Origin of the sequence: Sphingobium fluminis, assembly GCF_037723805.1 — a bacterium.
Lineage (GTDB): Bacteria > Pseudomonadota > Alphaproteobacteria > Sphingomonadales > Sphingomonadaceae > Sphingobium.
The window spans coordinates 67,333-89,986 of sequence record NZ_JBBJUK010000008.1 but is presented as its reverse complement, the minus strand read 5'-3'; the positions used below and the strand labels follow the sequence as shown (position 1 = coordinate 89,986).

Genomic DNA, 22,654 nt, shown 5'->3' with positions numbered 1-22,654 from the left:
TGCTAACTTCCGACAGGGACGCCTCCCCCAAGTGGTGTTCAACACCTCCACTGTGGCACATCGATGCCGTCGGGGGGCGTCCACCCCATCACTAACAGACAAACCGGCCCGCGTGGTGGAAGCGGATCAGCGTGGCACAGAATTAGAACGAGTGCGATTCTCGTACCTCTCTACGCAGAATGACGCCTCCGAATTGCTTCATCCGCCAGGACCGATCTTAGCAGATGAAGGCTGCAAGCAGACATTACGCCGGGATGTGAGACAGGGGGATTTCCCACGTCTCAAGACCATTCCGCCAGAGACCGATCACGCGTAAACGAATAACAATTACTTGACAGATATCAATTAAAACTGCGATGCTCAGGAGCGCACGGACTGAGCATTCGGGCGCTTGCAGTCCGGTTGATGGTGACAAATGAGCGCATCAAATTGTTCTGCACGCAATTTGTAGCTTCGGCAGTAGTGCCCTCGGTTCTGCTCAGTCCGGAGGGCCGTCTTTTTTTTTCAATTCTGGCACCAGGCACCATATTTTTCTGCGGGGTGACCCGCGCGTTAAAGGACGAAATAATGTCTTTTGAAACCCTCGATCTCACGAAATTCAGCGACCCTGTGACTTCGGATCCCAGCATCCTGGATCCGGAGTTTCCTCCTGAACAATTCGTTACCCATTTTATCAGCCAAGGTTCGGTCGTCCACGCCACCGTGTGGATAGCGCGGGGTAGCGAGCTGAAAGGAACGGTGATCCTAAGCCCGCAATGGTTTGGTGGCGATCGGCTGGAAAGCGTAATCATTCCGCTCCAGGTCGCCGGGATCAATGTGATGACGTTCCACCCCCGTGGCATGTGGGACAACCAGCATATATACACACTGGCGACGGCCGCCGACGATCTGTTGGCGGCCGCAGCCTATGTGAGGTCAACGTCGACTGGCGATGCCAAAACAGGTCAGGGCAAGCTATGGCGCACTGATCCCCAGCGGATCGCCGTTATGGGCTTGAGCGGCGGCGGTGCCAATGTAAGCATATTTGCTTGTGCGACGGACCCGCTTATTCAGTCGGTCATCGCCGTTGCCGCGAACAGCATGGCTGTTGCCCAATCGCCTGAAAAGATTTCGGGCACGCCTTTTCATGACCGGGTGAAAGAGTTGACTGCGGGCCGAGTTGATGTGTTGAAGACCCTGGCGTCCATGAATCCAGCTGAACTGGATCGCGTGCGACCGATTGTCCAGGCACCGCGGCTCGTCGACAAGAACGTCCTTTTGATCGGAGCGCTGAACGACAGAGTCGCGACCATCGAAACCTGCCACAAGCCGATCGCTCAGGCGTTCCGCGATGCGGGAGTCCGGGTATTCGATGACGTGATCCTGGATACCGATCATAGCTTTCTCACCAAGCGCATCGCTCTGGCCCGGCTCATCATCGGGTGGTTGCGGCAAAGATGCGATTTTTAGTCAGACGGTCGTCGTGGCTTGAACATAGCCTATAGGCAAATGGGCCTCGGGTAAGGCCGACATCGCCCAGCTTTTTGGGGTTTATCGACTTGAGACCAAAGGCTTTGGCCGGCGAAGACATGCTTGACCCGAAAGCGCGCCGGCTGTCGGTCGTTCTACAGAACTTGCACGCTTTCGCGCGGCACCAGCTTTCGCCGCGCCAGCTTTGAGGAGCGGGTCGTCCGCGGGCGCGGACGAGCCAGACCATGGCGTCGTCAACGCCAGGCGGCTTGGTGCCAGGCCAGCTTTACTGCCATATCCATCAATAATGGTAGTGACGCCATGCGCCAGAAGGGTTTTTACGATCCCCAGCCTCGTTGTTTGATCTAGCTCAAAAATCTCACGCCGCCGCAGCCTTTGCCTCATTTTCAGCAAGCTGCGGATAGCGTCCGAGCGTCATTAAAAGAGGCCCGCCCAAGAGGAACAGCCCTGCGGTCATGGTAAAGCTTGCCTGATAACTTCCGGTGAATTCGCGGATCCAGGAAAATAATAGCGGGCCGACACCGCCACCGACCGAAATCATGGCACTCATGTAAGAAAATATGCGGGCGAAAGGCCTTAGCCCGAAATAGCGGGATATCAGCAAGGCCAGAAGGTCAAGTTCCGCTCCCGCTGCCATTCCGATCATCGCTGCCGCGCAAATGGCGGCAATCAATGAGGGGTCGGACATCAGGATAAGGCAGCCGATGGCCGGCGGCGTGAGGAAGATCGCGCCGACCGCAGGCGCCCAGAATCTGTCGACCAGCAGTCCGACCAGAAGGCGCCCCGCCAAAATCGCAGCCGCGAGGCTTCCTTGCGCGATAGCAGCATTCGCTGCGGAAAAACCGCCATCTGTAAGGGCAGGGATCAGATTGGAAAGGACCCCCGTGACCGCGAAATAGACGCAGACGACCGACATCAGCAGGACCCAGAACCGATAGGAGCGAAACAGCTCCTTGTTACTGAGGCTATTGGCAGCCAGTGCTTTGGCGCCGGCGCCGTGGCTACGCTCCGGCCAGAACAGAAAGAGGACCAACGGCAAGGATATCAGGGCAGGAAAGGCGGCGAGCGCGACATAGCCCGTCCGCCAGCCATATTCCGAAATCACCCAAACCAAAATCGATGGAAGCGCAATTCCGGATATTCCGGTGCCCGAGAGAGCTATCGCCAGGGCAAGGCCCCGATGCGTGTCGAAGGAGCCCGTGATCGCCCTCGACCAGGCAATGTTGCCAGCGCCAGCGCCTACGAAGGCAGCAATGACGTAAGCCAAATAGTAAAAAGGCAAAGACTTTGCCTGGGAGGCCAACAAGAGCCCGATCACTGTGCCGGTGAGCCCGGCAATAGCGATGCTTCGAAGCGGGAAACGACTGATCAATATGCCAGCGCAGATGACGCCCGTTGCCGCCGCGAGTTGAGATAACAGCAACGCGCTTTGGACTTGCGTTCGAGTCCAGTTCATATCCTCTGACAGCGGCTTGACAAAGGGTCCGATTGAATGTTGCGAAATCGCGCTCATGCAGAATCCGCAGCCTGCCGCGCAGGCTATAATCAGCTTCCAGTTGCGTTGGAACTCCCCGGGTGGGGGATTATGATTCGCCGATCCTTCAATTTCGCTGCTCATCCTCTTCCCTTTATTTTCTACCGCCGACTGGCTGATTTCGCCGACTGATCATGCCAGACTGGCTATTCAACTCATGTCGAGCGGACCGCTTTCGCTTGGGGGCTTTGGTCAGGATGAGTGGTCGCCCAACCTTGCACACCAACGTGACAACATTGGTCCAGAAGGTGGGCAATTTTCGTATAGGATGTCAAGCTTTATGCTTGATGACCTTCAAGTATTCTGCACCTCCAGAAGTTCGCAAAAAAGGCTGCCGCGCGGGCTGGGTGATGATGGCTCGGGGAGCTGATCGCGCAAAGCGGACTTGCGTCGTCATGATTGTCGGAAGCTCCCGGCGGGCCAAGCTGATGGTGAGAGGAGACCCTGAAATGCTGGTCGCTCAATCCAATCCCCTTGACGGTCATCAAGTTAATGTGCAGGAGAAAGCCTATTGGAGCAGGCAAAATGTCTTATAATACCGAACGTAGAGTCGGATCGGATGACCGATCGAGTCCCGTCGAGCGAGCGAGGATGCTGCAGCCCCTGCTTGCGGAACACAGGCAGGCAGCAGAGCGGGACGCTTGCATGGCGCCCGCTGTCGCGCAGGCGCTCAAGTTGACCGGACTCTATCGCATTACTTCGCCCAAACGCATGGCCGGCGAAGGGGAAACGGTGCGCGTGTTCGTCGATACGGTGTCCGAACTCGCGAAAACATGCCCCGGTTCGGCGTGGGCCTACGGCATTGTGACGGCAAGTACGGCCATGGCGGCTTCCTTGCCGCGTGCGAAGGCAGAACAATTATTCAAGCGGGGCGACGAACTAACCTGTTTCGTCGGCTCCAAGACGGGAACAGCAACGCCCTGCGATGGTGGCTTTCTGATATCTGGACAATGGCCCTATGCATCCGGATGTTTGCAAGTGGACTGGGCCTGGTGCGGCGTCGTCATTCATGACGTAAATGGCTCCCCTGTCGATATGGGAAATGCCTTCATCGACCTGTCTGCCGAAGGCGCAGAGATTGTCAGGGACTGGAAGGTTGCCGGTCTGTCTGCCTCAGGAAGTCATCGCGTGGTGGCGCAAGCCCACTTCGTTCCGTCCGAGCTTCTCATCCGCGACAGCGAGTTGGCGAACCGGGCTAATTTTGTGACGAAGGACGTCGCCGAACCGCGCGACGTGTGGCCGGCTGAACCCCAGTTCGCATTGACGGTGGTGCCGGCCATGCTCGGAGCGGCGGTGGGCATGCTCGAAGCCGTGCGCCACAAGATCAACGATCGGCCGATCATCGGCTGGCAATATGATCGTCAGGCAGATTCCCATCTATTGCTGGCGATGCTGGGAGAGGCTGCGATTAAGATCGATTCTGCCTTCCTGCACATCTATCGCGTCTGTGACATCATGGACCTGGTGTCACAGGATCGAACCGTTACGACGTTCGAAAAGGTGCAGTGCCAAACGGATTGCGGCTATGCGATGCGCTTGCTGCGGGAGGCTGCCGACACGTTATTGAACGTCGCTGGTCCCAATGCCTTTGCACTGACTAGCGATATTCAAAGCTACTGGCGTGATCTGAGCATCGGATCGCGCCACAATGCATTAAACTCAGGACTCTCCACCGAGTTGCTGGGTAGAGCGCTCACGAAGGGTAAGTCGAATATACGGAACATACCCGAGTTCTAAGACAGCATATGTCGGAATGGGCATTGTGTTTTGGTTTGGTAGAGCGCTACCACCGGTAGATCCCTGGATTTTTGACGTCATCCAGGGAGTTGATGATCAAATTATATAATCGCAGAATCTCAACGGGCGCATTTGCATTATGCCGGACGACGAGCGCAACTTCGCCTAAGGACATGCCCGGCCAGTTGATCTGGGGAATGGCCGGGTAGAAGAAGTTGGACGTCCGGCATGTCAGCGCCAGGCCGCTTTCTACCGCCGCACGCAGCACGGAAATGCCGGGCGTTTCCAGCACCATCCGGTAGTGCAGTCCGGCTCGCTCCAGCCCGCGGATCGCGGCGTCGCGAAATGGACAAGGTGCGTCCATCACGGCCAGTGGAATCTCCGGCAGCCTGCTCAAGCGTTCATCGCCGAGCCACTCAACGCTATATCTCCGGGCGACGTGCGGTTCATCCGGAGCGCCCAGGACCAAAATAATGTCGAGCAATCCCGCATCGAATTCGGCGTGCAAGTTGGGCGTGTTACCGACACGAATACGGATGTTGGCGTCCGGCCACATCTTCATGAACCGCGCAAAAACGCTCGATACCAGCGGCGCGGCCAGATCCTGAACGATCCCGATCCGGACCGACACCGGCTGGTTGCGCGCATTTATGTCGGCAACCGCCCGATCATTTATGTCCAGCATGGCGCGCGCATACAGCGCCAATTTCTCCCCTGCCGGAGTAAGAATGCTGGCATTGCCGCTGCGGGCGAACAGGGAATGTCCCAGTATCTCGGTCAGCCTTTTCATTTGCAGGCTCAGCGCGGATTGGGTGACGTTCAACTCTTTGGACGCGCGCGTCATCGATCCCGCTTCGACGATAGCGAGATAGCTGCGGAGATTTGAAATCGGCAGGTTTTCGAATTTGCTCATGGCACTTTACAGATAACGGGTGATCATCAGGCCTTTTATAGCAGGTTCTCGTTTGATGATATGAGAAAAGCTTATAGCCAGTCGTAAAGCTCGTTTGTCCTAATGCCAAACCGCGTCTTACACAAAGTCAGCAGATCGGCGGGTTCAGGCATGTTGCTTTAACCCCGGACCGGTGCCTGACGAGGTGTACCAAGCCATGCGTACTGAACAGATGATATTGGGCTGGCTCATGAATCCGAGCGGGTCGCACAGAGCGGGCTGGATGAAGTTTCTCGACAAGCCCGATCCCTTGACCGACATCTCGGTCTGGACGGAACTGGCCCGCGAAGCGGAACGCGCCAAGCTCGATTTCATTTTTCATGCGGACTGGCCCTCGGTCCGGCCGGGCGCGCATGCGATGATCGCCCGCAACACCAGCTACAACAATCACCTCGAACCGCTGACCGTCATGTCGGCGCTGTCCAGCGTCACATCCGGGATCGGCCTCGTCGCGACGGGTTCCACCAGCCACAATGAGCCTTATAATCTGGCGCGCCAGTTCGCGGCGCTGGATCATGTCAGCCATGGCCGCGCGGGCTGGAACATCGTCACCAGCCGATCGCCGATCGCCGCGCTCAATTATGGACATGAACGCGAGATACCGCATGCGGAACGCTATCGTCGCGGCGAAGAGTTCGTCGATGTGGTGATGAAGCTGTGGGACAGTTACGAAGACGACGCGTTCGTGCGCGATACCGAAAGCGGCTATTATTTCGATCCCAAGAAGTTGCATGTTCAAGACCATGTCGGGGAATATTATAGGGTAAGAGGGCCCTTGAATATTGCTCGTCCACCCCAGGGATATCCCGTCCGGTTCCAGGCGGGTGCATCGGATGTAGGACGGCAGCTGGGGGCAAGAGTAGCCGACGTGTTATTCTGCACCTATGGTGATCTCGACGTCATGCTCGACTATTATCGGGAAACAAAGAATTTGACCTCGACCTTCGGTCGCAGGCCGGGTGACGTGAAGGTGTGCTGCGGGTTCGAACCGATTGTCGCCCAGAGCGAAGCCGAAGCCGAGGACAAGCTGGAGGAACTTAATGCCCTGTTGCACCCCGACACAATCAGGGAGGTGGTGTCCAACGACATAGAGGCTGACATTTCGCATCTCCAACTCGATGATTATGTTACCGTCGCTGATCTGCCGAGGGATGCCAACTCCAGCAAGTCAGCCGACAAGCTCCTCCGTTCGTGGCTGAACGAGCGCTCGATGACTGTCCGGGAAATTTTCAGCAAGTTCAGTTCGGCGAGGTCCGCGCTGTCCGTCCACGGGACGCCACAGCAGATTGCGGACAAGATGGAGGAATGGTTCACGGCCGGCGCGGTCGACGGGTTCATGCTGATTTTCACCCTGCCCACGGGAATGCGCGATTTCGGACGACTCGTCGTGCCGGAGCTACAGCGGCGGGGGCTGTTCAAGACCGAATATGCGGGCAAGACTTTGCGCGAAAATCTGGGACTTCGCCGGCCCGCTTTTGGTGAGTTTGAACCACAGCGGGACTCAGTCACAGGGATTAAGGTCTAAAAGGCCTTCATCCGATACCGGGTCAGACATCCCGATCGCGGGTCAAAGGATCACGTCATTCACGCCTTTTAACCCCGGAAAATGCTACGATCCGGCTCTTCGCTAAACGGGTATGCCCGATCGTCCAGGGTTGCGACATTTTACTTGCTAAACCACAAGTATATAATTGACGAACGTCAAGGATAATGCGAATGTGACCCAACCCGTGACGGCGCTGCAGTAATCAGCGACCTGGATGCGGTCAGGAGAGGGAGGCTCATGAAATGCCTAATTTGACTAAGACGATCCTGCTCGCCGCTGCGAGCAGCCTGTCGCTCGCCATCGGGCCTGTCGTCGCGTTCGCACAGACTGCGCCGGCCGGAGTGGCAACAGATGATAACCGGGACTCAAGGATCCAGGATATCGTCGTCACCGCCCAGAAGCGGTCCGAAAATGTTCAGGATGTTCCGGCGACCGTCATCGCGCTTAACGAAGAAGCGCTGGACTTGCGCCAGATCGACAGCGCGGCAGATCTGCAGGGGCAGGTTCCTTCGCTCGTGATCGGATCGATCTTTGGCACCAACCTGGTCACGCTTCGCGGGATCAGCAGCGGGCTCAGTTCGGGGACGGATGACCCGTCGGTCGCAACGCACATCGATGGCGCCTACCAGCCCCGGTCACGCAGCATCGATATCGCGATGCTGGATCTGGAGCGGGTCGAAGTCCTGGCGGGGCCTCAAGGCACGCTCTATGGACGCAATGCCACCGGCGGTGCCATCAACTATGTGCTGCGCGGACCGAGCGAGAAATTTGAAGGCGAGGTTAGTGGCCGGGTTGGCAATTACGGGCGGTATGGCCTGAGTGGGAGTGTTTCAGGGCCGCTCAGCGATAAGGTCGGCATTCGCGTGTCGGGTTTGTACGATAATCAGTCGAAGGGCTATACGCGAGTGCTTAATGCCGACTCACCCAGGGATCGTCTCGACGATTACCGTGCGGTGGGCGGACGCGTCGTGGTGGATGTCAAACCCACCGATACGTTCAAGCTGTCGGTCGAAGCTATAGGCCTGAAGTCGTGGGGATCGACGTCATATTATGCGTTCGCTCCGTCGCTGAACGCGGCGATCAACGCAGCGAGTCAGCCCCAGACCTATCGTCCTTGGGAAACCTATACGGACGAAGACGCCAAGCTGAATAGCAAATATTTTCAGGCGGTTGCGACGGCGACGTGGGATCTGACCGACGACCTTTCGTTGAAATCCATTACCAGTTATCAAAAATACCGTCAGTACATGGTGATCGATTCCGATGCGAGTGCTACAGCGCCCTTTCGCGGACCGACGACGCAACGCACACGATCGCGGACGCTCACTCAAGAGTTTAACTTGAATGCCAATCTATTCGACGATAGACTGAAATCTATTCTCGGCTTCTTCTACTTCAACGACAATGTCGATCTTTCGACTGATCTGACCATTTTCGCGTCCGGCCGGAATGATTTTCACACATTCCAAAAAGCGCGATCTTATGCCGTGTTCACAGACCACACTTTTTCGATTACGGACAATATCCGCCTGATTGCCGGTCTGCGCTACAATCATGACGAGAAGGCCGTAAACCAATCCTTTTTCCTGACGCGCAACAATGGGACTGTTGCAAACATTCTACCGGAAACCAATGCCAAGGTTTCGTTCAATTCCTGGACGCCGCGCGTTGGCTTTCAGATCGACGTGACTTCTGACATCATGGTTTACGGAACCTATTCCAAGGGCTTTAAGTCTGGTGGGTTTGCATCGAATGTAACGGCAGTGAATTCCTATGATCCCGAAACGATTCAGGGAGGAGAGATTGGCATCAAGAGCGACCTCGCGGACGGCCGGATCAGGGTCAATCTCGCAGGATATTATTACGACTATAAAAACCTTCAGGTAACCAGCGCCGCGTTGGTGAACAACCTGTCGGTGTTCAGCGTGCGTAACGCAGCAAGTTCGAGGATATACGGCGTAGAAGCCCAGATTCAGGCTGTCCTTACCGATAACCTGAAGTTGGATATCGCTGGCATGGCCCAAAGCGCCAAATATAAGGACTTCTCTACCTGCAATAATACGGCGTTCCTTGGCGCTTGTGGATCGCCGGCCACGACAACCTTCGTCAATGTCAAAGGTAATTGGCTAAACCGTGCTCCCAATTACAGCGTCAATGTAGGTCTGGAGTATAGCGCCGATATAGCATCGGCCGGCAAGCTCACGGTGAGAGGCGAGACATTCTTCAGCGGAAGGGTATTTTATGATCAATTCGCTACGCCTTTGATCACCCAGAAGCCTTACGATATACAGAATCTCTTTGTCTCGTTTACCCCAAATAGTGACAGATTTACGCTTAAGGCATTCGTCAAGAATATTGGCAACACGGCCTATCATCTGTCGGGCTTTTTCCAGACATCTGCATTCCAGCAGGTCGGTAACTGGAGCCCGCCGCGCACGTATGGCGCGGACCTAACCGTCCGGTTCTAATACAGACCGTCGTTGTGATCCATGCTGCTCGATTGGCGGGAACGGGTACTGGTTGATTGCACCTGTTCCGGCAATGAACTGGGTCACGCGCTGGCGCGTGTGACCCAGTTCGATAGTAACTGGCGACGTTCGAAGGCAATTTTCAAGCCGCATAGCCTGCTTCGGCGGCGCAATAGCTGATGATCGGTCGAACAACGGATCGCGGCGGCCCCGTGTTCTGCCCCGCCGGCCCCCAATCCCGAGCCGCACACCCTTACCTTAAGATGCAGGATGGCGGTATGTCGCTTGGCAGCCGGCTTTACCGCCGTACATGTGCGCAACGCGACGGTCCGTCACTCGGCATCTGCGATGTCGAGGCTCGAAACATATCACGGCTAGACCCGACCCGTCACCGGAATATTTGCGCCCGTAATTGCCGAGGCGGCGTCGGACAGCAGGAAGGCGATAACCTGGGCGAGTTCGCAGGGCGCTACCCATTTGGCCGCATCGGTCTCCCCCATGTCCGCCCGATTGGCCGGCGTGTCGATGATCGAAGGAAGGACGGCGTTGACCCGCACCCCCTCGTCCTTGAGTTCCTCCGCCAGCGCCTCGGTAAGCCGTGCCACACCCGATTTGCTCGCCGTATAGGCGCCCATGCCCGAGCCAGCCTTCAGCGTCGCTGCCGCACCGACATTGACGATGGCGCCTTTGGCGAGGACGAGCGAGGCGAGGAGGGATCGGCTCATATGAAGGGCCGTCATCACATTAATCCTGTGCAGAAATTCCCAACTCTCCGGGCTGCCGTCCGCAATCGTTTCCCACCGGAAACCGCCCGCGATGTTGACCAGGCCATCGACCTGTCCGTTCGCAAGGATTTTCCGGGCGGCGCTCGCCGCGCCCTCAGCGGTGGTCAGATCAACCGAGCCGATGAAGGTCCCCGCAAAGTCGTTGGTCTGGCCTGCAAGATCGACACCGGTTACATCATGGCCTTGCTCGATCAGGAAATGTGCAACGGCGTTGCCGAGTACGCCGGCCGCGCCGGTCACTACGATATGGCTCACGAGATTTCTCCTATAATGATCGTGTCGTCCGCACGGACGAACTATCGGCCAGTTCGGCCTGACGCCATGCCAGCGCAAACAACTCGGGCAACACCGCGACGCGCTTCGTCGCCTGTGCGTTTGCCGCCGTTCCGCGCAAGACCCGGCCTTTTATGCCGTGGAAGATCGCTGCCAGCCGGAAGAAGTTGAAAGCCATGTAGAAGCCGTAGTTGGGCATGGCTTCGCGTCCGGTTCGCGCGCAATAGGCCGCGACATAATCCTGCTCGGTCGGAATGCCCAGGGCGGCGATGTCGGCACCACCCAGACCCGCCACGATGTGCGGCGGCATCCGGTACATCATGGCGTTATAGGCGAAGTCCGCGCCGGGATGCCCCAGCGTCGACAATTCCCAGTCCAGCACCGCCAGAACCTTTGGCTCTGCCGGGTGGAAGATCATATTGTCGATCCGAAAGTCACCGTGGATTACGCTGGTCTCGTCGTCATCGGCCGGCATATTCTCGCGAAGCCAGACGATGAGCCGATCCATGTTCGGATCGCGCCCCGCGTCGGTGTCTTCCTCATATTGCTTCGACCAGCGGCCGATCTGCCGATCAAAATAATTGCCGGCACGGCCATAATCGCCAAGGCCGACGGCATCATAATCGACCCGGTGCAACTGCGCCATGGCATCGTTCATCGCATCGAAGATCGCCGCCCGCTCGGCCTTGTCCACGCCGGGGATGGACGCATCCCAGAAAATGCGACCTTCCACCATGTCCATCACATAGAACCATGTGCCGATGATGCTGTCGTCGGTGCAGACCGCGTGGACATGCGCGACGGGGTAGGCGGCCTTGGCCAGGCCGATCAGAACTTTCGCCTCGCGCTCCACGGCATGGGCGCCCTTGAGCAATTGGCCGGGCGGCTTGCGACGCAGCACATAGGCGCGAGCAGGCGTAAGCAGCTTATAGGTCGGATTGGACTGGCCGCCGCGGAATTGCTCCACCCGCATCGGGCCGGCGAAGCCGGCGACGTTTGCCGCCATCCAACGCTCCAGCGCCGCTTCGTCGAACGCATAGCCTTCGCGAACGGCGGTCGTGCCGAGATTGTCGTCGCCAGTGCTCATGCGTCTTTCGCCTTGAGGAAGTCGCGCTTGATCTTTTTTGCGAGCGACCATTTATGCACTTCGGTCGGCCCGTCATAAATACGGAAGGCGCGGATTTCGCGAAAAACCTGCTCGACGATGGTGTCTCCGGACACGCCCGTGCCGCCCATCACCTGCACGCAGCGGTCGGCGACGCGCATCAGCGCCTCGGACACGGCGACTTTTGCCATCGAACTTTCCGCCGTGCCGAGCGAACCGCCGTCCAGCACGTCGGCGCACCAGTCGATCATCAGTTCGGCCTGCTGCAAGTCAATGAGGTTCTCCGCCAGCATGAAGCCGACGCCTTCATGATCCACGAGCAGCTTCCCGAATGCTTCACGCTTGCAGGCATAGGCGGTCGCGATTTCCTGCGCCCGCGTCGCCGCACCATGCCAGCGCATGCAGTGCGAGAGGCGCGCGGGGCTGAGGCGAACCTGCGCATATGCGAATCCTTCGCCACTGGCACCGAGCATCTGGTCTGCCGGCACCCGCAAATTGTCGATGGTGACGACGGCGTGGCCGCCGGGCATGGAACTGTCGATCGTGTCGAGCAGCCGCTCGATGCGAATAGCGGGGTCTGGCAGGTCAACCAAGAACAGGCAGGCGCCCTCTTGCGCCTTGGCCATGATGATGCCGACTTTCGCGCCCTGCGCGCCGGTGATAAACGCCTTGCGACCGTTGATGACCCAATGATCGCCATCGGGATGGCACAGGGTCTGCATCATCGACGGATCGGCCCCTGCGCCACCTTCGGCCGCCGGTTCGGTCATGAAGAAGGCTGACCGGGCCTCCCCCGACACCAGCGGGGCAAGGAAGCGGGTCTTCTGGTCCGGCGTTCCGACCTTGCCCAGCAGGTACATATTGCCCTCGTCGGGCGCCATCGTGTTGACCGCGACCGGTCCCAGTGGCGACAGGCCCGACCGCTTGAGAATGATTGCGGTTTCACGCTGGGTGAGATGGGAGCCATCGTCAAGAATGTGCGGGGTCATGACGCCCGCCGCCCGTGCCTCGGCCCGTAGTTCCGCGACCAGATCCTCGGGCGGTCCATGACCGTGGACTTCGATACGCGGGTCCTTTTCATAAGGAACCACGATGTTGCGGACGAACGCCTCTACGCGATCCGCTATGGCTATGGCGCGATCAGTCATCTCATTGTTCCCTGTTTTCAAAGCGTGCTGACCAGATGACCACCGTCCACCTCGATCACCGATCCGGTCATGTAAGCGGAGAGATCGGACGCGAGCAGCAGCAGCGGCCCTTCCAGGTCGTCGAGTTGCCCCAGGCGGCGCTGCGGGATGCGTTTGATCATCGCCTTGCCGGCATCGCTGCGCCAGAAATCGTCGTTGAGTTCAGTCGCCAGATAACCGGGCGCCAGCGCGTTCACGCGAATATTGTAGCGCGCCAGTTCGAGCGCCAGAGTCTTGGTCATCTGGATGGCACCCGATTTGGACACGGCATAGGGCAGGACTCCGCCTGCCTGGCGCAGACCCAGAATGGATGCGATGTTGATGATGGACCCGCCTGTGCGGCGTTCCCGCATCGCCCTGCCGACCGCCTGCGACATCAGGAACATGCCCTTGAGATTGGTGTCGATGACAGTGTCCCAGTCGCCCTCCGATTGATCGAGGGCACCGCCGTCTCGCACCAGTCCGGCATTGTTTACGAGAATATCCACCCGCTCCAGCAACGGCGCGATTGTGGCGATGGAGTCAGCGCGCGTGACGTCGAGGCTTACGGTTTCACAAACGCCCCCGATTGCCGTGATCTCGGCCGCCACGCTTGCAAGTGAGTCCTGCCGACGCGCCCCGATGATGACGGAGGCTCCCGTCGACGCCAGTATTTTTGCGAAATAGGCGCCAAGGCCGCCCGAAGCGCCCGTGACGAACGCCACTTTGCCGTCCAGTCGCCAGCGTCGCATTGACTTGTCCATCTCCATGTTCTGCCCGTTATGCAGGATAGAAGGGTTGATAGCGCGACGATCCTTTTTTCAGCGACTCCGCCACGGCGAAGAACGGGCCGAAGTGATCGCGATGCCGTTCGAGACCATCGATGATGCTGCCGATGCCAGTCTGTGTCGCCCACCAGAGCGGTCCACCTGTCCAGCGAGGCCAACCGAAGCCCAGCATCCAAACCGTATCGATGTCGGAAGCGCGCTGAGCGATGCCTTCCTCCAGAATGAGCGCCGCCTCGTTGATCATGATATAGACGGTGCGGACCATTATCTCGTCGTCCGATATGGCCCGTGGCACAATGCCCGCGTCAGCTCGGAACTGCTGCACGATCGCATCCACTTCCGGCGATGACACGGGTCTGCGCCGTTCGTCATAGTCATAATAGCCGCTGCCGCTCTTCTGGCCCAGCCGCCCCTTGGCGCACAGCGCATCGTTGAGATTGTCGATCCGCGTTGGGTCGCGATGCCAACCGATATCCACGCCGGCGAGATCGATCATCTGCAAAGGCCCGATGGGCAGGCCAAGGCGCGTGCTGACCGCATCGATCTGCGCAATGGTAGCGCCTTCGAGCAGCAACTGTCTCGCCTGGTCGAGCCTGGGCAGCAACATGCGGTTGCCGATGAATCCGTAGCATACGCCGGAGAGGACGGGGGCCTTGCCGATCCGCTTGGCCAGACCCATGCAGGTCGCCAGCACATCCTGGCCCGTTCGCGCGCCCTGAATAACTTCGACCAGCTTCATGATGTTCGCCGGGGAGAAGAAATGCAGGCCGACCACATCTTCGGGCCGCTTCGTAACGCCAGCCATCTCGTTGATGTCAAGGAACGACGTGTTGGACGCAAGGATCGCGCCAGGCTTTGCGATCCGGTCGAGGGTGCTGAAAATCTCTTTCTTGATGGTCATGTCCTCAAACACGGCCTCGATGATCAGGTCGGACCCGCTCAGGTCATCAAACGCAATTGTCGGCGCGAGCAGGCTATTGGCCCGTTGCTCCTGATCTGCCGTCATCTTGCCCTTCGCGACACCGGAGGCAAAAGTCCTGGCGATCGTATCGACACCGCGTTGCAGCGCGCTGGCTCCCTTTTCAACAAGCGTGACGGGCAAGCCCGCGAGCAGGAAATTCACGGCGATGCCGGTGCCCATGGTGCCCGCTCCGATCACGCCGATCTGCGCGATGGGGCGCTTGGCCGTGTCCCTGGGCAGGTCCGCGATCGTAGCCGCGCGGCGTTCGGCGAAGAACGCATGCTGCAATGCGCGCGCCTGGTCACTCTTGACGAGTTTCTCAAAGAGCGACTTTTCAAGGGCAAGACCCTGCGCAAAAAGCTGACAGGTCGCAGCCTTGACCGCTTCTATGCAGGCCTTGTGCGCTTCCAGCCCGCCAAATTTCCTGGCGTTGGCGGCGACATGCGCATCGACCTCGTCGGCCGTGGTCACCACGGGAAGATCGCGAGTCCGGCGTGGAGCGACGAGCGTTCGCGCATAGTCCAGCGCGGCTGCGGCAAATTCCGCATCATCGACCAGCCGGTCGATCAGTCCTGACGCTTGTGCCTCCTGCGCGGTAATCGCCGCGCCGGTCGCGATCATGTTAACGGCCGCAGCGGCCCCGACGAGGCGGGGCAGCCGCTGGGTGCCGCCAGCGCCGGGCAGCAGGCCCAGCGTGACTTCGGGCAAGGCGAGCCGCGTGCTGCTCGCCGCGATGCGGAAGTGACATCCCATCGCCACCTCCAGCCCGCCGCCCAGACATTGGCCGTGCAGAACGGCGACTACCGGCTTGGCGCAATCCTCGATACGATCCACCAAGGTTGAGAGGCCCGGTTCCTCCTCTGGCCGATCGAATTCGCTGATATCGGCGCCTGCCGAAAACAGCTTTCCCCCGCCACGGATCAGGAGGACCCGCACCAGGGCATCCTTTTCGGCCTGATCGATCGCGTCGAAAAGGGCGCGGCGCACGGATGCGCCGAGCGCGTTCACTGGCGGGTTTTCGATGACGATTTCGAGGATGTCCTCGATGCGGCTGTGGCGGAGCATCATGCTTCTCATTCTGTTTGGCTTGACTGTCGGGGGAGGCGGAAGGCGTTGACCTGCTGTGCGACCCTTTACAATACTTCGAACAGTCCGGCCGCGCCCATGCCGCCACCGATGCACATCGTCACCACGACATGCCTTGCGCCGCGCCGCTTTCCTTCTATCAGCGCATGGCCCACCATCCGCGCACCGCTCATGCCATAGGGATGGCCGATCGAGATCGCGCCGCCGTTGACGTTCAGCAGTTCGTCGGGAATGCCCAGCGTGTCGCGGCAATAGAGAAGCTGCACCGCGAACGCTTCATTCAGTTCCCACAGGCCGATGTCATTGATCGAGAGGCCGAAGCGCTCAAGCAGCTTAGGCACAGCAAATACGGGGCCAATGCCCATTTCGTCGGGCCGGGTACCAGCGACAGCCATCCCGACATAGCGACCAAGCGGGGCCAGGCCGCGGCGCTCGGCCAGCTTTTCTTCCATGAGCACGCACGCCGACGAACCGTCGGAGAGTTGGCTGGCATTGCCTGCGGTCACGATTCCGTCTGCGATGACTGGTTTCAGCGATTGGAGCGTGTCGAGCGTCGTTTCCGGGCGGTTGCCCTCGTCCTTGCTCAGCGTGACCTGGACTTCGGAAACTGCCTTAGTCGCCTTGTCGACCTGCTGCATGGTCGCTGTCACGGCTATGATTTCGTCGTCGAACTTGCCGGCTGCCTGAGCCGCGGCAGTACGTTGCTGGGATTGAAGCGCATAGTCGTCGCAGGCGTCGCGACCGACCCCATAGCGGGCACCGACCACTTCGGCCGTCTGGAGCATCGGCATATAGACGTCGGGATGGCGCGCTTCCAGTGCCGGGTCCACCGCCGCCCGCATTTCCGGAGTCTGGATCAGGCTGATCGACTCCAGCCCTCCACCGATCGTCACGTCCATCCTGTCTGTTATGATCTGCTTGGCGGCTGTGGCGATCGCCATCAGGCCGGACGCGCATTGCCGGTCCAGCGACACGCCGGACACGCCATCGGGCAATCCGGCGGCAAGCAGCGCCATTCGGGCGACGTTGAAAGCGGCGTGGCCCTGTTGCAGCGCGCAGCCCATAACGACATCATCCACTTCGCCGGGATCGATACCCGCACGCTCGACGGCGGCCCTGATAGCGTGCGATCCAAGGGTCGGCGCGGGCAGGGCGTTGAAAGCACCGCGATAGGCGCGGCCGATGGGGGTGCGGGCGGTGGAAACGATAACGGCGGAACGCATGGGCGGAACTCCAATGGGAATGCGGTGAACAGGCTGCCTTGTCAGGCCAGCAGGCCATTGTCGGGGACATCATAGAATAGTGCCGCGCCGGCTTGTGCGGCGGCGCGCAATCCGAGGGCTTCGGGAACGATGCAGTTGAGATAAAAGCGTGCCGCTGCCCGCTTGCCGGCGGCAAAATAAGATGCGACTGCATCGCCCTCGAGCAGTCGCATCTGACGCGCCATCAACCAGCCGCCGGTCAGAACCGCGACCATCGTCATGAACGGATAGCTACCCGCCAGCCGATCGTTGATCGGCGCTGCGATCATCCACTGTGCGACCTGTTCGACAGCGTCGGCCAGGGCGATGATCGTGGGAACATCGGCAGCGTCGCGCCGGACATCGGCTAGCAGACTCGCCAGCCCCGCGCCCCCGTCACCCACAAGCTTTCGCCCGACGAGATCGGCGGCCTGGATGCCGTTGGTCCCTTCGTAGATCGGCATGATGCGGGCGTCGCGATAATGTTGCGCCGCGCCTGTTTCCTCGATGAAACCCATCCCGCCATGGACCTGCACGCCCAGTGCTGCCACTTCGCAGCCTATGTCGGAACCATAGGATTTGACGAGCGGGGTCATCAGGTCAGCACGAACCTGGGCCTGTGCATCGCCAAGATGTGCACGGTCGAGTTGGCCTGAAGCATAATAGAGCATTGCGCGCGCCGCCTGGGTCAGGGCGTTCATCCGCAACACCATACGTCGCACATCGGGATGACCGATGATCGCCACCGGCTCCATCCCAGAGCTGCGATCCGCGCGGGGCGACTGGATGCGATCGCGGGCGTAGGCGACGGCGAGTTGGCGCGCACGCTCGGCGACCTGTATCCCCTGATTGCCGACGTTGATCCGGGCGTTGTTCATCATTGTGAACATCGCGCGAAGCCCGCCATTTTCCCCACCAAGCAGTTCGCCGAGGCAATCGGCATGGTCGCCATAGGTCATGACGCAGGTGGGCGAGGCGTGGAGGCCCAGCTTATGTTCGATCGAGGCACAATGCACATCATTGGCGCCGACTGGATTACCATCTGCATCCAGCCGCTGGCGCGGCACGATGAACAGGGAAAGGCCCTTAGATCCGGCCGGGGCATCAGGAAGCCGGGCGAGCACGAGATGGACGATGTTTTCGACCAGATCATGCTCGCCGAACGAAATGAAGATTTTCTGGCCCCGGATCCGATACAGGCCGTTCCCGTCCGGCTCCGCCACTGTCCGCAACGCGCCAAGGTCCGACCCTGCCTGCGGTTCGGTGAGGTTCATCGTGCCCGACCATTGGCCGGTTATGAGTTTCGGGAGCCAGCGCGCCTTCTGCTCGGCCGAACCATGCGCCTCGATCGCCTCGATCGCCCCTGCCGTTAGGGTCGGACAGGCGGCGAAACCCAGATTGGCGGCACTCAGATTTTCCAGCACCAATGTGGCGAGGCTGAACGGCAGCCCCTGACCGCCGAATTCCGACGGCGCCGCGATCGTGCCCCAACCGCTTTCCACGAACCTGGCATAAGCTTCACGAAACCCGACGGGCATCGTGACCCTGCCATCTGACCATCGGGGGCCGGGATCGTCCCCGGTCCGGAGCAGTGGGGCGAACTCGCCCTCCGCAAAGGCGGCGCTGCCATGGATGACGGCCACGATCACGTCGTCGTCAAGGGCGCCGAAAGGCTCGCGCCCGATCAAATCGTGCACCCCCGCTATATGCCGCAGGAGGAATCGTTGTTCGGCGACCGGACAGGCGAAAGTCATGACTGTCTGCTCCTGTCGGCGCTATTTGCGCGTGCCGAGCAGGCCGCGCGCGATCACCCACTTATGGACTTCGGTAGGCCCGTCATAAACGCGCATCGTCCGCAGCTTTGCCTGCATCAGCTGGAGCGGCACTTCCTTCGTCATGCCCATGCCGCCGAAGGCCTGCATGGCCTGATCCACCACAGTATAGGCCATTTCCGTGGCATACCATTTGATCATGCTGATTTCGGAGCGGACGTCGTGGCCATTGTCGAGCTTCCAGGCGCAATCATAAGCCATCAGCCGCGCGGCGTGGATCTTGGTTGCGGATTCGGCCACCCAGAACTGGATAGCCTGCCGTTCCGACAACGGTGCGCCGAACGTCTCCCGCTGCGGCGCATAGTCTACCAGCATGTCGAGCGCACGCTGCGCCATACCAATCGACCAGGCCGCCATCTGGATGCGCCGCGTAGCGAGCCGGGTTTGCATGGGGGCAAAGCCCTGTCCCTCGACGCCCAGCAGCTTCCAGCCTTCGACGCGGCAGTCCTCCAAAGCGATTTCATAGGTGGACTGACCGCCCAGCATCGGGATGCGGCGCAGGATGTTGAAGCCGGGCGTATGCCGGTCGACCAGAAACGCGCTCATCCCGCCGCGCGCACCCTTTTCAGGGTCCGTCACTGCCATCACGATGGTGAAGTCGGCCTCGTCGGCATAGGTAATCCAGATCTTGCGACCGTTGAGGATCCAGTCCTCGCCGTCGCGCACGGCGCGCGTCTTCATCATTGCGGGGTCCGACCCGGCGCCAGGCTCGGAAATGCCGATGGCCGATCTCGTCTTTCCGGCAGCCAGCGGGACCAGATAGGCCTCTCGCTGACGATCATCGACCGTGGCGATGAGCATGCGAAGATTAGGCGAATCCGGCGGCAGTACATAGGGCGTCACGGTGTAGCCGATCGCTTCCTCGACTCCGACCATGGCGACCATGGGCAGATCGGCACCGCCGACGTCCAGCGGCGCATCCAGGCCGAACAGCCCCAACTCGTTCGCCTTGGCGTCGAGAAAAGCCTGCTCCTCCTTGGTGACGTACATTTCCTTGCCTGCGGCTTCCCGCTCCATCACGGCGGATTCCAGGGGCATCATGAAGTCGCGGGCGAACTTCGTGACAAGCTCCTTGATCATCTGATGTTCTTCGCTCAGCTCGAAATGCACAGCCCATCCTTCCCGCGTCTTGTTTGAACTCCCGCTAATGCCTGTGCGGCGATTCGTGGCGTGGAGCTTTCCCGCCAAACAGCAATATATTTGATGATCGTCAAGTTAATGCTTGACAATTTTGCGTCGGATTACGCTTATTCCTTCTCGCAGGCGCGCGCCCGACAACGAAAAGCAGCGTGTTTTGGGTGTCGACACTGCCCAGAAGCAGGAGAGAATGTGCGAAGCGAGGATCGCCAATGTTGCCGGACGCCGCGCCGCGCATCGAGCCGGCAAGACTGTCATCAAGATTTTCAAGAGGTGGCTGATCGCAGTCGTGGCTTTGCCCGTCCAACAGGCGCGACGCATGCGGACGCTGCGCATTTGTCCGAGAATTTGGGAGAGGATCGATCGTGAGCAGCAGCAATCTGGACAAGACGGTGCACACCTTCTGCCGGGTGTGCGAACCGATGTGCGCATTGGTTGCCACTGTAAGGGACGGTCGCTTGACGTCCGTGATCGGCGACAAGAACAGTCCCTATTCGCACGGCCATTTCTGCAAGAAAGCCACGGGCGCCGTGGAGGTCATGTATGATGAGGATCGCGTTACGCAGCCGCTAAAGCGGATCGGTGGTCCGGGAGAATTTGCGCCGGTTTCCTGGTCGGAGGCGATGTCGGTTATCGCCGACAGGCTTAAGAAGATCAGGCATCGGCACGGAGCCAGCGCCTTTGCGACGTTCCTGGGCCAGCCGCCGACGAACGGTTTCGCTACGGCGGTCTGGTTTTCAGCCTTCAAGCGGGTTTTCGGGACGCGCTGGAATTATAGCGTCAATGCCGAGGATGCGGCGTCCCTTCTGATGGCGAGCGAGTTGCTTTTCGGGTCCGCGCTGCTGTATCCACGCCCTGATCTGTGGCGCACGGATTTTGCGATCATCATAGGCGCCAATCCCATGGTTTCGCATGGTTCGGTCTGCACCGAGCCGCTGATGCGCGACGCCTTGCATAGCGTGATCAAGCGCGGCGGGCGGGTCTTGGTCATTGACCCGCGCCGCAGCGAGACGGCTCAGTCTTTCGAACATGTGCAGGTCAATGCCGGGACCGATGCATGGCTCATGATGGCGATGCTCCATGAAATTATCGCCAACGACTGGATGGATGCCGACTTCGTCGATGAACATTGCAACGGGCTGGAAGAACTGGTGGAGCAGGTTCGACCATTCACGCCCGAACGCGCTGCTGCGGAATGTGGCGTGTCGGCTCAGCTCATTCGCGAACTGGCCCGCGATTTTGCCCAGGCCCGCTCGGCCACCATCTATGGGCGGACGGGGACATGCACCCAGCGCTTTGGCACCCTGAACAATGTTTTGCAGAGCCTTCTTTGCATTGTGACGGGCAATCTCGATCGACCGGGCGGGGCGCTTTTTACCTGGTCCAGTCTTACTAAGAACAGATTTCCGGCGACCCGGGAAACGACGGTGCGCAGTCGCGTGAGCGGCCTTCCCGCACTTGGTGGCATGTTGCCGTCACGATGCCTGGTCGAGGATGTCGAAACGCCAGGCGAAGGGCAGGTCCGCGCCTTGCTCATGCTCGGCGGCAACCCGGTTCATTCCAGCGGTGCGGGCGGCGAAGGCTTCGCTGCGGCGCTTGAAAAGCTGGAGCTTCACTTTTCCCTCGACATTTATATCAACGAAACCAACCGCCACGCCCATTATATTCTGCCAGTGGCGACGATGTTCGAACATGCTGATATCCCCTACAAATATCTATCGAACATGTTGAGGCCGGCGCTGTTCGCCACCGACGCCGTGGTCGAGCCGAGGGGCGAGGTTCGTGAGGAATGGGAGATACTGAACGAGCTTTGTCGTCGGTCAGGTCTGGGGGGCTGCTATGATAATCGCTGGCTTCGCAGACTGTCAGCCATGGGTTTCGCTTTGAGTCCGAAGCGGTTGATGGACTGGATGGTGCGGATGAGCGCAAGCGGGGACCGTTTCGGGCTGCGCCGCAACGGCTTGTCGCTGCGCAAGCTGCTTGGTCGGTTTCCCCATGGCAAAAGCCTGGACGCCGAGTTGCCCAGCGGCGTTCTGTCCGATGTGATTGCCACGCCAGACCGGAAAATTGCGCTCGCGTTTCCGGAGCTGAAGATTGAACTGCAACGATTGCGCGAATTTGAGCATTCCGCCGAATTTCCCTTCCGATTGACCGGCATGCGTGAAATGCTGTCGATGAATACCTGGCTCCACAATGTGCCGTCCTGCATGACGGCCAAGCGACGGCATCATTTGCACATCAGTCCAGTCGATGCGGAGCGTCTTGCCATTGCCGATGGCCAGGAGGTCACCGTCAGGTCCCGCGCAGGAACGCTTCGCGTACCGGCAAAAATCTCCGACAGGATGAAGGAAGGCAATGTCGCGCTGCCGCACGGCTGGGGGCATAATGGCGGATGGCAAAGGGCGAACGCGGTTCCCGGCGTCAATTCCAACATCCTTGCCGCAAAAAGCCCTGACGACATCGAATCCCTGGCGGGAATGTCGATCCTGAACGGTATTCCGGTCAGTCTTACCTAATGTTATCAAAGCGGTGCGCCGATGGAAGCCATTGTGTGAAGCATGTCGCCGCGCGAT

Annotated in this window: 15 protein-coding genes; 5 read left to right on the top strand and 10 right to left on the bottom strand. The window is 59.5% G+C overall.

The window, feature by feature from the left end:
- Positions 1-567 precede the first annotated feature (567 nt).
- Positions 568-1,449, top strand: coding sequence for an alpha/beta hydrolase family protein (locus WG907_RS17180; RefSeq protein ID WP_340234731.1), 882 nt, complete (start codon positions 568-570; stop codon positions 1,447-1,449).
- 379 nt (positions 1,450-1,828) lie between these two features.
- On the opposite strand, the gene WG907_RS17175 is transcribed toward WG907_RS17180, so the two are convergent.
- Positions 1,829-3,088 carry an MFS transporter gene (locus WG907_RS17175; RefSeq protein ID WP_340234729.1) on the bottom strand — a complete coding sequence of 420 codons (1,260 nt, stop codon included), beginning with the start codon at positions 3,086-3,088 and terminating at the stop codon, positions 1,829-1,831.
- Between the two features lie 561 nt (positions 3,089-3,649).
- Between WG907_RS17175 and WG907_RS17170 the strand changes: the two genes are divergently transcribed.
- On the top strand, positions 3,650-4,741 hold the full coding sequence (locus WG907_RS17170; RefSeq protein ID WP_340234727.1) for an acyl-CoA dehydrogenase family protein: 1,092 nt from the start codon (positions 3,650-3,652) through the stop codon (positions 4,739-4,741).
- A 46-nt stretch (positions 4,742-4,787) separates the two neighbouring features.
- On the opposite strand, the gene WG907_RS17165 is transcribed toward WG907_RS17170, so the two are convergent.
- A complete protein-coding gene (locus WG907_RS17165) occupies positions 4,788-5,654 on the bottom strand; it encodes a LysR family transcriptional regulator (RefSeq protein ID WP_340234725.1) in 867 nt (288 codons plus the stop codon).
- Between the two features lie 196 nt (positions 5,655-5,850).
- On the opposite strand from WG907_RS17165, the gene WG907_RS17160 reads away from it, so the two are divergent.
- Positions 5,851-7,218 (top strand): LLM class flavin-dependent oxidoreductase, encoded by a 1,368-nt coding sequence (locus tag WG907_RS17160; protein ID WP_340234723.1) that lies wholly within the window; start codon positions 5,851-5,853, stop codon positions 7,216-7,218.
- Positions 7,219-7,481: 263 nt separating this feature from the next.
- Positions 7,482-9,707: a TonB-dependent receptor gene (locus tag WG907_RS17155; protein WP_340234721.1), complete on the top strand. Its 2,226-nt coding sequence runs from the start codon at positions 7,482-7,484 to the stop codon at positions 9,705-9,707.
- A 374-nt stretch (positions 9,708-10,081) separates the two neighbouring features.
- On the opposite strand, the gene WG907_RS17150 is transcribed toward WG907_RS17155, so the two are convergent.
- The 8 genes from WG907_RS17150 to WG907_RS17115 form a co-directional block, all read right to left on the bottom strand.
- Complete coding sequence (locus WG907_RS17150; protein ID WP_340234720.1) at positions 10,082-10,747, bottom strand: SDR family oxidoreductase; 666 nt, start codon at positions 10,745-10,747, stop codon at positions 10,082-10,084.
- Between the two features lie 10 nt (positions 10,748-10,757).
- Entirely contained in the window at positions 10,758-11,852 is a 1,095-nt protein-coding gene (locus tag WG907_RS17145; RefSeq protein ID WP_340234719.1) for a phosphotransferase, read from the bottom strand.
- Complete coding sequence (locus WG907_RS17140) at positions 11,849-13,018, bottom strand: acyl-CoA dehydrogenase family protein (RefSeq protein WP_340234718.1); 1,170 nt, start codon at positions 13,016-13,018, stop codon at positions 11,849-11,851. The genes WG907_RS17145 and WG907_RS17140 overlap by 4 nt, the downstream gene beginning before the upstream one ends.
- 17 nt (positions 13,019-13,035) lie before the next feature.
- Entirely contained in the window at positions 13,036-13,788 is a 753-nt protein-coding gene (locus tag WG907_RS17135) for an SDR family NAD(P)-dependent oxidoreductase (RefSeq protein WP_340234717.1), read from the bottom strand.
- Between the two features lie 28 nt (positions 13,789-13,816).
- Positions 13,817-15,850, bottom strand: a complete 2,034-nt coding sequence (locus WG907_RS17130) for a 3-hydroxyacyl-CoA dehydrogenase NAD-binding domain-containing protein (protein ID WP_340234716.1) — start codon at positions 15,848-15,850, stop codon at positions 13,817-13,819.
- 68 nt (positions 15,851-15,918) lie between these two features.
- Positions 15,919-17,094: an acetyl-CoA C-acyltransferase gene (locus tag WG907_RS17125; RefSeq protein ID WP_340234715.1), complete on the bottom strand. Its 1,176-nt coding sequence runs from the start codon at positions 17,092-17,094 to the stop codon at positions 15,919-15,921.
- 41 nt (positions 17,095-17,135) lie between these two features.
- The gene (locus tag WG907_RS17120) at positions 17,136-18,866 is read right to left on the bottom strand and encodes an acyl-CoA dehydrogenase family protein (protein ID WP_340234714.1); all 1,731 of its coding nucleotides are present in this window, start codon (positions 18,864-18,866) and stop codon (positions 17,136-17,138) included.
- Positions 18,867-18,887: 21 nt separating this feature from the next.
- Entirely contained in the window at positions 18,888-20,054 is a 1,167-nt protein-coding gene (locus WG907_RS17115) for an acyl-CoA dehydrogenase family protein (RefSeq protein WP_340234713.1), read from the bottom strand.
- Between the two features lie 392 nt (positions 20,055-20,446).
- Between WG907_RS17115 and WG907_RS17110 the strand changes: the two genes are divergently transcribed.
- Positions 20,447-22,597 (top strand): molybdopterin-containing oxidoreductase family protein, encoded by a 2,151-nt coding sequence (locus WG907_RS17110; protein ID WP_340234712.1) that lies wholly within the window; start codon positions 20,447-20,449, stop codon positions 22,595-22,597.
- Positions 22,598-22,654: the final 57 nt, after the last annotated feature.